Annotated in this window: 12 protein-coding genes; 6 read left to right on the forward strand and 6 right to left on the reverse strand. The window is 35.8% G+C overall.

Features of this window, described 5'->3' with window-relative positions; genetic code table 11:
* Positions 1-136 precede the first annotated feature (136 nt).
* Together MT391_RS00940 and MT391_RS00945 are read left to right on the forward strand one after the other, a co-directional pair.
* Positions 137-958, forward strand: coding sequence for a pseudouridine synthase (locus MT391_RS00940; protein WP_499496640.1), 822 nt, complete (start codon positions 137-139; stop codon positions 956-958).
* A 360-nt stretch (positions 959-1,318) separates the two neighbouring features.
* On the forward strand, positions 1,319-1,936 hold the full coding sequence (locus MT391_RS00945) for a MarC family protein (RefSeq protein ID WP_499439601.1): 618 nt from the start codon (positions 1,319-1,321) through the stop codon (positions 1,934-1,936).
* A 143-nt stretch (positions 1,937-2,079) separates the two neighbouring features.
* Here the strand turns inward: MT391_RS00945 and MT391_RS00950 are convergent, their stop codons facing one another.
* The 3 genes from MT391_RS00950 to MT391_RS00960 form a co-directional block, all read right to left on the reverse strand.
* Positions 2,080-2,550, reverse strand: coding sequence for an RES family NAD+ phosphorylase (locus MT391_RS00950; protein WP_499496641.1), 471 nt, complete (start codon positions 2,548-2,550; stop codon positions 2,080-2,082).
* Positions 2,550-3,002, reverse strand: a complete 453-nt coding sequence (locus MT391_RS00955) for an Xre family toxin-antitoxin system antitoxin (RefSeq protein ID WP_166371430.1) — start codon at positions 3,000-3,002, stop codon at positions 2,550-2,552. Before MT391_RS00955 ends, MT391_RS00950 begins: the two co-directional genes overlap by 1 nt.
* 210 nt (positions 3,003-3,212) lie before the next feature.
* A complete protein-coding gene (locus MT391_RS00960; RefSeq protein ID WP_499496642.1) occupies positions 3,213-4,142 on the reverse strand; it encodes a M14 family metallopeptidase in 930 nt (309 codons plus the stop codon).
* 214 nt (positions 4,143-4,356) lie between these two features.
* Here MT391_RS00960 and trhA point away from each other — a divergent pair, with 214 nt between their 5' ends.
* Positions 4,357-4,983, forward strand: a complete 627-nt coding sequence (trhA, locus tag MT391_RS00965; RefSeq protein WP_499496643.1) for a PAQR family membrane homeostasis protein TrhA — start codon at positions 4,357-4,359, stop codon at positions 4,981-4,983.
* A gap of 131 nt (positions 4,984-5,114) precedes the next feature.
* Here trhA and MT391_RS00970 read toward each other — a convergent pair whose 3' ends face one another.
* The 3 genes from MT391_RS00970 to MT391_RS00980 all read right to left on the reverse strand — a co-directional run bounded on the left by MT391_RS00970 (position 5,115) and on the right by MT391_RS00980 (position 8,745).
* Positions 5,115-6,017 carry an ATP-binding cassette domain-containing protein gene (locus MT391_RS00970; protein WP_499496644.1) on the reverse strand — a complete coding sequence of 301 codons (903 nt, stop codon included), beginning with the start codon at positions 6,015-6,017 and terminating at the stop codon, positions 5,115-5,117.
* Between the two features lie 984 nt (positions 6,018-7,001).
* Positions 7,002-8,210, reverse strand: a complete 1,209-nt coding sequence (locus MT391_RS00975) for an NnrS family protein (protein ID WP_499496645.1) — start codon at positions 8,208-8,210, stop codon at positions 7,002-7,004.
* Between the two features lie 91 nt (positions 8,211-8,301).
* Positions 8,302-8,745 carry an RrF2 family transcriptional regulator gene (locus MT391_RS00980; RefSeq protein ID WP_499496646.1) on the reverse strand — a complete coding sequence of 148 codons (444 nt, stop codon included), beginning with the start codon at positions 8,743-8,745 and terminating at the stop codon, positions 8,302-8,304.
* A gap of 311 nt (positions 8,746-9,056) precedes the next feature.
* Between MT391_RS00980 and yegD the strand changes: the two genes are divergently transcribed.
* From yegD to MT391_RS00995, 3 genes are all read left to right on the forward strand, one after another.
* Positions 9,057-10,394, forward strand: a complete 1,338-nt coding sequence (gene yegD / locus MT391_RS00985) for a molecular chaperone (protein WP_499496647.1) — start codon at positions 9,057-9,059, stop codon at positions 10,392-10,394.
* A gap of 485 nt (positions 10,395-10,879) precedes the next feature.
* On the forward strand, positions 10,880-11,602 hold the full coding sequence (locus tag MT391_RS00990; protein WP_166371446.1) for a PEP-CTERM sorting domain-containing protein: 723 nt from the start codon (positions 10,880-10,882) through the stop codon (positions 11,600-11,602).
* Positions 11,603-12,197: 595 nt separating this feature from the next.
* The gene (locus tag MT391_RS00995; protein ID WP_166371448.1) at positions 12,198-13,196 is read left to right on the forward strand and encodes a TRAP transporter substrate-binding protein; all 999 of its coding nucleotides are present in this window, start codon (positions 12,198-12,200) and stop codon (positions 13,194-13,196) included.
* Positions 13,197-13,276: the final 80 nt, after the last annotated feature.

A 13,276-nucleotide genomic window follows, 5' to 3' on the forward strand; every position in this document is an offset into this window, starting at 1 on the left:
CACTGAATGTTAGAGTTTGCTAGCACTCATGCGTTAAGCTAGATATTTTCCAAGCTAGGTTTATGTATTTAAATCTTTAGCTGATCATTCTGTCTTCATAAACCTCTCATGCCTAACTATTTAATTCGGTAACGTAATGCGTTTAGATAAATTTATTTGTAAAAGTACACGATTAACAAAACTCCAAGCTTTAGCATTCATCGAATCCGGCGATATCACAGTAAATGATGTAGTGATAAAGAAAGTTGCAGCACAAGTACATGAGAACAATACTATTAAATTTCACGGCGAAGTCTTAACACTGCGTCCTTTTCGCTATTTATTAATGCACAAACCCGCCAAGACTATTTGTTCTAATGTCGATGAATGCTATCCCTCTGCGCTTAATTTATTACTTAAAAATGTTACTGACCCTAACAATATTAACGGCTTTGATAATGTTTCAGGTTCAGGTATTTATAATGATGCTCAGGTTGAACAACTATCGGAATTACATATTGCTGGGCGTTTAGATGCAGATACAACGGGATTAATATTGATCACCGATGATGGACGGTGGACTTTTAATATCACCTTGCCTAATAATGGTTGTAAAAAAGTCTATCGCGTCGAGTTGTCCCGACCAATCACGCAGCAAGCAATCGTTCAATTTGAACAGGGAATTCAGCTACAAGGCGAAAAGCAACTAACGTTACCCGCTTCATTACAGATCATTAGCGAACGTGAAGTTTTACTGACCCTTACCGAAGGTAAGTTTCATCAAGTTAAACGAATGTTTGCTGTGATTGGTAATCGTGTTCAATCATTACATCGTGAACAAATTGGTGATGTGACATTGGATGTTGCAGTGGGTAAGTGGCGTAATTTAACTGATTTCGAAATACAGTCATTTAATAAATCACAGTACTATAATTTAAAAACAGCAGACGTTCAAAATAATGGAAGCTTAAAACAATAAAAGTACAAATAATTGTTAAACCATCTCGGACTTGTCATACTTCACTCTACTTTTAACACTTAAGTTTTTTTGATACTTCTAGAATGGAAGATAATTTCAGTTATCCTCAGTTATTATAACTTTCAGCCTCGATGCTTGTATTCTTAACTGCGTTTTTGTGTCTTAGGTCCGTTATAAACCAGATAAAATAGTCGTATCATGAGTTATTTATGCTGTTAAATGGTTGTTTTATGAGTCAATTGACTCATTATTTTAGTCATTTATGAGTTAGTTAACTTGATAATAAAGCTTTTTTAGAGTTAGTGTTCTCGTTGGGCGTTACATTGATATTTACATAGTTTATTGAAGGATAATCATTAAATGAATGATTTATATACACAAGCAATCACGGTATTTTTAGGATTTTTTGCAATCATGAACCCCATCGCTAATACTGCTGCTTTTGCAGGTTTGGCGGGCGATAAGCCAAAAGCTGAACAAATCAAAATTGCAGCTAAGGCACTTATTATCACTTTTATTGTGATTTTATCTTTTGCTTTACTTGGAAAAGCAATTTTTCACTTATTCGGTATTACTATTTCTGCATTGAGAATAACAGGGGGTATTTTAGTCTTTCTTGTCGGGTATCATATGCTTAATGGACATGGTTCCAAACTGCATTCAGCCGAAAATAATGATGAAGCTGATATAGCTGTATCACCTTTAGCGGTTCCTCTACTCGCTGGACCTGGCACTATTGCAACCGCAATGAATTACTCTTCATCAGGTGGATTAACTGGCATATTATTGACTATGTCCGTCTTTGCCGTGTTATGTATAATTACTTTTTTGTGCTTTATTTTCAGCTCTCGTATTTTAAGCGTTATTGGGAAAAGCGGGCTTAGCATTGTCACTCGATTAATGGGACTAATTCTTGCTGTGATAGGTATGCAAATGTTGATTGTTGGAATAACGGAAGTTATTACTACTATTAATTAGATATTCACCCATATGAATATGACTCGAGTAATTATCTGCTCAAGTGCTTTGTCTTTTTAACTGGAGAGGGCGCTTGCCATTATTTTATAAGTCGTCGGGTTGTTATTAGCCATACGGTTTTTTATTAGCTATACGGGGAAATGTCACTTAAATATTCTTGGGTCAAATGAAAAATCTAATTGTTCGTAATCTTCTAGCACTTCTTGTATTTTAGGGTGATTCGGATTGATAACGTAGTTCTTATCCCTTGGGGATATAGTTGAGGGAACTTGTAATGCGGCATATTCAGGTTCGGGATCATTTAGAAACTGATCGCCAATTTCCTGCGTACTTTCACTGGCAGGTATGGCTCGCCATGTTGTAGGTAAATCTTCATGGTCTAATTTGGCTATCAACTCATCAGGCATGTCAATAAGGTATAAATTATATTGCTCTATCATGCTGGGTTCGTTATTAACATGAACAAATACTTCAAGGGAACACAGTGATTCTGATTCAGAAAAATACAGCGCCTCTGTTCCTTTTGAATTCCACCTGCCTCCAAATAACTTTGCGCCGATGGGGTTAAAAGGTGTCTCGGCGTGTCTTTTTTGAGTAAGCCGGTACATTTTCATTAAGAGAATACGCCGTGTTCAACTCGACCAATAAGATCTTTTACTATTTCAAAATCAACGGTTGTTGATACCATATCTAAGGGTCTTTTTCCTCCTAGCCCATAAACACTTTCTCGCATCCATTGCAGTGCGCGATCTTCATCATTGAACAAGTCGGTTGCTAACTTTATTAGCATCGCCAGTCTATACATCGCATCACTTTCTTGTGTGTTGAAACGCTCGTCATTTTTTAATCTACGTTTTATGGTGCTAAGTGGAATATGCGTGACGTGATGGAACTCGTTTTGAGATAAATTAGTTCGCTTGATAATGTTTCTATAAACTTTGGGTTTAAAGCCTTTATGCACTGCGTCAGTACGCACTGTATTCGCATCTTCAATACCAAGCGTAAACCAAAAATTTTTCTTATAGGTTTGTTTGGGTTTGAAACTTTTCAATTCAGCCATTGCCATAAAAACCTCCTTTAGACCATATGGTCCTATCATTATGGTTCAAATGAGCCACACTTTCAACTGTTCAATAATTAAACTTCATTCGCTGTAAGCAAACTAGGTAAACACTAAATTTTGTATGGCTGTTTGCGTTAAAATATTGAACCAATAACCCATCATAGGTTTAATATTATCTTCAGGCTGCTCTGCTATTTTCTATCAGCGTTTAATTTAAGTATTGTTAACAGATGTAAGTACAAAGTCTAAAGCAGCTTTGATTGCGGCTACTTGAGCGTTATTACAATCTTGAGCAGTTGCTTTCTCACTATCAGGGTAAACTTCAGTGGTGGTTGTGTATGGGGCATTCGTGATACCACCACATAATCCTAATTGTTTAACAGGATAATAGATAACACCTTCAGCTTCGGCTTTAGAACCTATGATCTCACCTTGCTCATCGGCAGGTGCAATATGTGTTACTTGTTTAACAGCTTCAATAATGGCCGCTTGAAAATCAATTTGTTTGTTAGCTGAATCGCCAACTAAATAAAAACCATCGGGAATGGTACCGGCTATATAATCTTCACTATCTCGCGCTGCTAAAGCGGGTCTAAATTCACTTTCATCTGAATCTGTTGTTTCATGCAAATCAATGTGGAGCAGTATTTCACCCTGTAACTGTGCAATATATTGCATGGCATTACTGGCTTCTTCACTTGGGCTATTGCTTACAAACGAACGATTGGGATCGATTGCGTAGGGATTCCAACGAACAATGTGTTCGTAACCCCATGGGCTGACACAGGGTAACACCACGATATTAAAATGGTCGGTATAGTCGCTCGCAATGCTTTGTAAAAATTGTATCGCACCATGAACACCACTGGTTTCATAACCATGTACTCCTCCCGTCACTAAAATAATTGGCTTGTTGTTATGCCATTGTTTATTAGTGAGTGCATACAAAGGATAACTGTCAGGATCAATTGTTAATGCACCGTATTGCACAAGTTCAAAGTCAGTGGAGAATTGCTTTAATAAAGTGACAACTTGTTGTTGATATGAACGAGATTTTACACAGCTATTTGCCCATTGCTGTTTTTCATTAACAGACCAAGCAACTCCTGCTTGTCCGATCGGGTAGAATGTATTTGGTGACATGTATTTTCCTCTTAGATGCTTAAAAACAGAGTAAACTGAATTTGCTAGCAATATATTTGTCTGTTCTCTTGATAGTACAACTGATAATACAAACAATAGTACAGCAATCTTGAATTCAATGAGTAAGTTCAGAGATTATACCCTTATTATTGAGAGACTTAACTGTTGTTGCTGTTGTTATTATTGAAATTTTATTCAGCAAGGAACCGTATTTATGTACTATGGAGAAAAGTTAAACAGTATCACTCACCTTGTTGGGGCTATATTAGTATTAGTCGGTTTCGGGTCCTTGTTAACCATTGCTTTCGAACAAGCGCATTGGCGCATAGTGGTGAGTTATGTTGTATTTGGGTTAACCTTAATTATGCTTTATACCATGTCTACTCTGTACCATAGTTTACAAAGCGTTAAGCTAAAAAAAATATTCCAAGAGTTAGACCATGTTTCAATTTATCTGCTAATTGCAGGTACCTACACACCTTATATGTTGCTCTCTTTAGAAGGTGATGGAGGCATGTTGATGTTAGGGTTAGTCTGGGGACTTGCTGTCATTGGTTTGGTCATTGATGTATTGATTGTGAAACGTATAGAGTGGTTGCAAATCATTATCTATTTAGCCATGGGATGGATATGTGTTTTTAAATACAGTAGTTTGCAAAATGCTATTCCAGGGCCTGGCATTACTTGGTTAACGGTAGGGGGGATAGCTTATACAGTGGGTATTGTGTTTTATGTATTGGATGACTTTGATAAGTTAAAACACGCGCATGGTATCTGGCACTTGTTTGTTTTAATGGGCTCATTCAGCCATTTCATATCTATTGCTTTGTACGTCAGGTAGTTTTATTCACCTTAAGTCCGTTTAGATCGTCTTAAGAAAAAGTAGATCACTTTTGAAATCCGCACGTAAAGGAAACTGACAGGCAAAGTGATCTACGGGTATCGGAAGCTTAATCTGTGCTTAAATAACCATCAAGCAGTCATTGATTGATTGCTTGTATTAATGACTTTGTGGCGTACAGAGTTTAGCTTGTATTTTTTCTGATATAAGAAATCTAACAACTCAGACTTCAAGCGTTTAAAGTGAACATTTTCAGATAAACTCATTCGTTCGCGAGGGCGTGGTAAGTCCACTATCACTGATTCACCAATAGATGCACTTTGTTCGTCCGATATGACTATGATTTTATCAGATAATAATAATGCTTGATCAATATCCTGAGTAATCAAGATCATCGAGTTATTAAGTGTTTTATGTATATCCATTAAAGCATTCTGCATATCGGCTCTGGTTATCGCATCTAAACATGAAAAAGGTTCATTCATTATTAATACCTTAGGTTGCATAGACAATGCATGTGCAATTGCAACGCGTTGTTTCATCTCCTCAGACAGTTCATTTGGACGTTTATGCATGGCATGCTGCATTCTCACTACAGTAAAGTTGTATTTGATCCATTGTTTTTTCTCTGATTTTTTCATGGAATTGGCAAATACTTGTTCAACGGCTAATTCAACATTCTGATAAGCGGTTAACCAAGGTAATAAAGATTGCTGATCAAGTATTACCGGAAGCTTTGTACTAGGAACAAAAGCTGTTTCAAATGTCATATCGTAATCAGGGTTGTAAGTTTTGTTATCTATTAATAATGGGTTGTAACTCGTTATCGAGTCATGTTTCATCAGGGTGTTTAATATCGATAAATCACAATCTGAGTGGCCTATTAGTGATATAAATTCACCTTTTTTTATTGTAAGGTTTGCTAATTTGGTAGATGAATAACTCGGACTGCTGAAGGTTGTATCAGTGTTGTTGATAGCGTTATTGTTATTATTATGGTTTCTGACGTTATCGATATTATTTAGAATACTCATGAATTCCTCCTTAATTTGACCAAACAACGCGTATTAATATACTTTAATGCTCAAGGCTTTATAAACGTCGTTATTATTTAATATGTAAATGTCATTGTATGGATGTTGCTTAATGTCTTACCATTGAGCCCTTACAATTTATTCACTATCTTCATTAATCGGTATGCAGTCGCTAAGGTGATTAGCTGATTAGCTGTCTAACCAGGTATAAATATCCATTTGTAATTTTTTAATATTCATTGTTATTTTTTTAATACCAACGGGTAATTTAGACTCGATTATTAATGTCCGTATTATCTACATTCGTTATTGGCTATTTAACGCATTATGTTATTTCGTTATAGCAGATTGGATATAGCAGGATAGGTGCCAAGAGTAGAAATGTAATTATTATCAATTACTTGCTATTTTTTATAAGCATCATTACTGGTTTTATTACCGAGTAATTGCACCAAAAAAGAAAAACATTGATTAAATGCACTGAGAAGGTGCTAGTAAAGTTGAATTAGTCGTCGCGGTGACTAGTAAATACCATCAAAAACAGAGTGAAGGCTATTAAAACTACTTTGAAAACGATTAAAGCTACTGTGAAGACAATTAAAACTATTGTGAGGACAATTAAAACTCAGCTTTTCATTAGAAGTGATTTAGTCTTCTCTTATGAGGTGAGTAAACATGAGCTTGAGAATACAAAAATTGAAGAGAATAGAGTGAGAAAAAACCAGCTAAACACATATTGACAACATTATGCTTAGCAGATTTTTAATAAGAAAATAACGCTAAAAATGATAGTAGTTATTCTTTATCTTGCTTTTCTTGTTGTTGTTCTTGTTGTTCTTCTTGTTTCTTTTTATCTTCTTCATGACCCGAACCGCCACATCCACCACAACAACTCATATTTTATCTCCAATAGTTAATTTACTTGTTTAAATTTTATTTAGTTGAAACAACTTAAGGTGTGCTTCTTACCTTATAAGTCCTGATCTAACGTGCTTTAGCGCGCAATAGAATAGGTGTGTAAATGACAACAAAACAGCCAAAACCAACTATCCATAAAGCCACGGTAAGTGATAGCACGTGGCTATAGTTGGCAATAAAGTACAGTCCAAATACGCGCACTACAAAGGCCAATATGATCGCGATAAATGCGATACTCATGGTTTTTCCAACTGCGATTATTCGTCCCGTATGACCTAGCGAAACGCGAGAGATCATGCTCAAAATCATTGTTGCCATTGCGCCGATAGTAAGCGTATGGATAGCTTGAGAATGACTAACTAGGTAGGTGATTTGTGATAAACCAAACATTAAGAGTCCAATCACGATACACCAATAACTAATATGGAGTGACCATACTAAGGGAGTTGATAAGGTCACTGAAAACTTCCAACGGAATACACGTATTGCATGTATGACGCTGGTGGTAATAAATAACACTGCAACCAATAGACCAGGGACATCAATCAATGTTGATGTTGCTAATGCAGCAACGAAAATGGTAATTAGTATGCTAATCAGTGATAATTTTTCCAATAAGGGCAGTGCATCTACACGCGGGGTTTTTGTTCCATTGGCAGTGAACATAGGGAAGACTCTACCGCCCATAATACACATCACTAAGGTAATTAATAACACCATAAAGGTAGCAGCCTGTCCCATCAGTATTGGATTGTTAGTGATGGCACTGTAATGTGTGATCAGGTTAGTAATGGCCATGATCAGTAAAATAGGAATAAACATTAAATTCCGCCACAATTTCGTTTTAACGATAGGTATCGCTAAAGCTAAGGCAGATAATGGTAAAAATAAGGCATCTAGGGTAATAATTAATGTGTGCGGTAATTGATCTGGGAAAAAGAATGCAATACGCGCTAATAACCATAAAATGACCAGAGCACCTAACCCTTTACCATGCAAACTGCGTACACCACTCCAATTTTGCACTGCGGTTAACAGGAACCCAACAATAACCGTGGTCGCGAAGGCAAATAACATTTCATGCATATGCCACCAAAGACTACCTCCAAATAACCTAATGTTTAGATTACCGGTTAATATTCCATTCCAAACAAGTAAGCTGATCATGCTAAATATGGCTGCAAATAAAAATAAAGGACGAAATGCCAATTCCAGAAAAGCAATGGGTTGATTAGCCGCACGGCTATTATCATTTGGATCTGTTATTTTAATCATGGTATATCACCGTTAGTATTTTCTTGTTAATTGTAATTTATTGATTGAGAGTTAATAACTTTTCAAACTCGCTAGACAGCTTTAAATAGTCTTAGATAACTTTAATTGCTAACAGATCAGCTAACTTTCCTTGTTGTTTTGGTCCTACAAGGTCACTCAATGTATAAGCATCTAAGGTAGAAAAAAAGTTCTCTTGTGCTTCTGCAAAAATATTTTTCAATTGGCAACTTGGTGTTATCACACATTGGTTGTCAGTCCCAAAACACTCCACTAGTTTATTTTTGTCTTCTATTTCACGTACTAATTGCCCAATGTTGATTTGCTCAGCAGGGCGATTTAATTTTATGCCGCCATTTTTTCCACGCGTTGCTAATAAATAACCCTGTTGATTAAGTTGTTGCACAATTTTCATCAAATGGTTTTTTGAAATACCGTAGCTGTTGGCTATTACGCTAATGGTCGCTAATTGCTCTTGATGGATTGCTAGATAAATCAAGACACGTAATGAATAGTCGGTATAACGCGTAATATGCATATAAAAACCTATAAGACTTAAAGATGCATTTATTTTACATCTTTTAGTCTTACTGTAAATATTTATTTTCATGAAACATTTTTAAAGAAAATTTTAGGGAGTCATTTTTAATTAGATAGGTGTAAACAAGTATTATTAAATTAACTCATTTGATATTTGAATATTAATTTGTTGCTAATCAAGATGAAAAAATAAGCAAGTAGGAGTGTGCTGCTTTTATTGACCTGAATATGAAAAGATAACGGGTATAAATTTATAATTGCCTACTGTAGAATCGCGTCTTTTCATTTTTTGCATGACTAGGAAATATAATGCCATCTGATTTTATTGGAATTGATTTTGGGACAAGTAATTGTGCCGTAGCCGCACTTGTTAACGATCAACCTACCTTGATCGTTGTCGATGAAAACAGTGACAATCCTTACAAAATACGTTCTGCTATTTATCTTGCACATGATGAGTCTGGCGCTGATAGCCATGATGCTAAAGCCAATGAACAAACACTCAACGAAATGTTAGCTGCGGGCGAAATTTTATTTGGGGAGCAGGGCTTTAATGCTTTTTTACAAACTCCGCATGAAGGGCGTTATGTGAATAGCCCGAAGAACTTCTTAGGGGCTAAGATACCGAAACGTTTACTAGATAGCTTTGAAACTTTAGTGGTACGATTTCTTTCCTATTTAAAAAAATGCGCAGAGAAACAACTCGATATCAATATTAATAAAGTTGTCATTGCGCGTCCTGTGAATTATCACTCCACCATGGGTGAGTTAGGCAATAAGCAAGCCGAAGCTTTAATGTTGCGTGCCGCAAATAAAGTCGGATTTGTAGAAGTTGAATTTATTCATGAACCTTTGGCTGCTGCTTATCACTTTGAACAGAAAATACAGAAGCCTACACAAGCGATGGTGGTGGATCTCGGCGGCGGTACATCCGATGTTACCTTCTGTTTATTAAGTCAGGAAAATGCTGAAAAACTAGATCGTGACGAAGATATTCATTCAACACAAGGTATTCGCCAAGGTGGAATTGTTTGCGATAAATTATTAGCTAGTGGCATTGTTTCGCCTCTATTTGGACGAGGTGGACGTACTGATAATGGAAAAGCGATCCCTAATATGTTGTTCTCTGGGGTTTATGACATTGATAATATTCCATTGATGAGTGACTTTTACTCGCCAGCACGAAGCAAATCAATCGCTGAATATATTTATCAAAGCCAAGATCCATTGCCTTTAATGCGCTTGCAACGGGTACAAAAACAACGACTGACGCATCAATTAATGCATGCAATAGAGTTGTCTAAAATAAAACTGAGTGATAAACAACAAACACAATTATCGTTATCGTTTATTGAGAGTACATTGCACTTAGATATAGAGCGCGAACAAGTTGCTGAAACTATGGATAATTGGCTTGATAAAATGTTTGTGATGATTGATGACACAATAAAACAAGCACAACAAATACCTGAAATAATCTATTTAACGGGTGGCATGGGGTTATCTCCGTTAGTTCAACAAGCACTGACACAGCGTTTCCCTGATGTGGATATTTCTGTCGCTGATGCATTTAGCTCGGTTGTATTTGGAGCGCTGCTAAAAGCAAAACGTTTGTTTTCTGGAACTAGTCAGAGCGTTGCTATTTAAACCTATTTCTTCGTTGAAAAATGCTCATTTAAACGACTAAATCCCGCTTTTCCTATTGAGCTAAGCATAAATAGCTTAACTCTGAGCATTTACTATTTATTTGCTAAACTGCCACCCGATTTTAATAGGGTGCAGTTTAGTTACTATTTTATTAAGTGATACTTTTTCTTTGAATGATCAACGACAATATTAAATACATTGTCTTAATGTATACCTTTTAGGTAGTTTTCTTATACTTAATTAGTATATTTATATTATTTACATTAATTAATGACTGTTGATTTTTGTTAGAATTCAATAGTAAAAATTCGAATTGTAAAACAAATGTTATATAAAGTTGATTGCTTGTTAGTGAATTCATTAATGTATTAAGTGAATCAGCAAATAAAGCAACAAGTATTGTTATAAATTTGTAATTACAGTTCAACGAAAATAAATACTTAAAGAAATAAGTAAATAAATAATTTAAAAGTTAAGGAATAACTATGAAATTAACGCACTGGATTGCACTAACCCTTTCTGCTGCCATGATGCCACTTGCATCGGCAACGACGATTACATTTGATGATTTAAGCAACGGAGACATTGTTAATAGTCAGTATAGCGCCCAATATGGCGTGACTTTTAACGGTACTAACGTCGCCAGAAATACAGATAATGTAGCTGTAGCGTTTGATACATCACTACTTAATACGCTAGATCCTGATTTACAATCTCCATTTATTAATGTTAATCAAATTAACCAACTTAATTTGGGCATCGCTAACCCGGGAAATGTATTAATCATTCATGAAAATGAAGCGTCTTGTAATGCAACTTCTTGTGCTAATCCAGATGATGAAGGAAAGCGTCCAAGTGGTTTTTTTAGTATTGATTTTGAAAATAGTGTGACACTAAACAGCTTAGATTTTTTTGATACTGAAAAAGAAGAAGCGACACAAAATAATGCTATCCACTTATATGGTTTAAATGGTGTTGAAATTAACCCTGGTCAATTTAATACACTCGGAACGGGTGGAGATAATACTTGGGACCGTTTAATCTTTGATATTGCTGACGTTTACTCTGTTGAGATACATCTTAACGGTTCAGGAGCGATTAGTAACCTTGATTTTACGGCGACTGCTATCCCTGAACCCTCTACTTTTGCTGTTTTAGGTTTGGCGTTATTAGGATTTGCTGGTGCGTCGCGCCGTAAAACTAAATAAGCTAAATAAACTTAAAGCTAATTAAAAACTAAGTTAAATCAGATATTAGAATCTTGTATCTACAAATTATTTAGCACAAGGCATAAGATTATTAAAAAAGGTCACTCAGGTGACCTTTTTTGTTTTTGCTATTTAATGCCACTGCTTTAACACAGAACCTTTCTGTTATTGAACCTTTCTCTTATAAACCTTTTTTATAATACTAATACAAATTTAACCTGTATCTAGCTAAAGCTTGCCTGTCCTATACCCCTCAATATTATTACTCTTTCAACACTAAAATTGGTGCGCCCAGCGTCTTCTATAATTACATAATATTGTGCATAACATTGGCTACGAGTAAGTTAGATATTTAAAAGGGCGGTTACTGACACATATAGCAAATTATAATGGGTAGGATCCCGCCCATTTATTTTTTATTAAACCTTTTAAGAAACACTTCTTTAACATACATCGCTTGCTATCACTGAGTTTGCAACAAATTGGTAACATTGGCTCGGCACTTGCTATATATGCTTTATGTAATGACTCAGTCGTTTTACATATTTGAAAAACAGCGCATTGTTGCGTACCAATATGGATATAGGAGCTCAAAATGTTTAAAAAATTAACCGTTATTTCTCTATGTAGTGCTGCACTTTTAAGTAGTGTTAATGCTTATGCTAATTGTGATGAAGGAGAAATGGTGATCAAGTTTAGTCATGTTACTAACTCTGACAAACATCCTAAGGGCGTAGCTGCTTCATTATTAGAGCAACGAGTGAATGCAGAAATGAATGGTAAAGCTTGTATGCAAGTTTTCCCTAACTCAACACTTTACGATGATAACCAAGTATTAGAAGCGCTGTTAAATGGAGATGTACAACTAGCTGCTCCTTCTTTATCTAAGTTTGAAAAAATTACTAAGAAATATCGACTCTTTGATTTGCCGTTTTTATTCGACGATGTTGCTGCTGTTGATAGATTTCAGAACTCTGAAGCAGGCGATAAGTTAAAAAATGCGATGAATCGTCGTGGCCTTAAAGGTTTAGAGTTTTGGCATAACGGTATGAAACAAATGTCGGCGAATAAACCTTTGTTATTACCAAGTGATGCTAAAGGGCTTAAGTTCCGTGTACAAGCTTCTGATGTGTTAGTGGCACAATTTGAACAACTAGGTGCGAATCCTCAAAAAATGTCTTTTAAAGAAGTTTACGGTGGTTTGCAAACTAAAGTTATCGATGGTCAGGAAAATACGTGGTCTAACACTTACGGTAAAAAATTCTTTGAAGTTCAAGATGGCGTTACAGAAACGAATCACGGTATTTTAGACTACTTAGTTGTGACATCTGGCGATTGGTGGGACAACCTACCTGACGATATTCGTACTCAATTAGGCACCATTTTAAAAGAAGTGACTGAAGTGAGAAATGCTGAGTCAACTATGGTGAATGAAGCAAATAAACAAAATATCATCAAAGCCGGTGGCGTAGTACGTACTCTAACACCTGAGCAACGTGGTGAATGGGTTACTGCTCTTAAACCTGTTTGGAAAAAGTTTGAAAAAGATATCGGTAGTGACTTACTTGAAGCTGCTCAAGCCGCTAACCAATAATATTAACTGTTTAAGCACTGTTTACCATTGTTAGGTAGGCAGTGCCTTAATTAACAGTACAGGTTAACAATATAACTTAA

The organism is Vibrio sp. 1-Bac 57, assembly GCF_037546855.1.
In the GTDB taxonomy this organism is placed as follows: Bacteria; Pseudomonadota; Gammaproteobacteria; order Enterobacterales; family Psychromonadaceae; genus Psychromonas.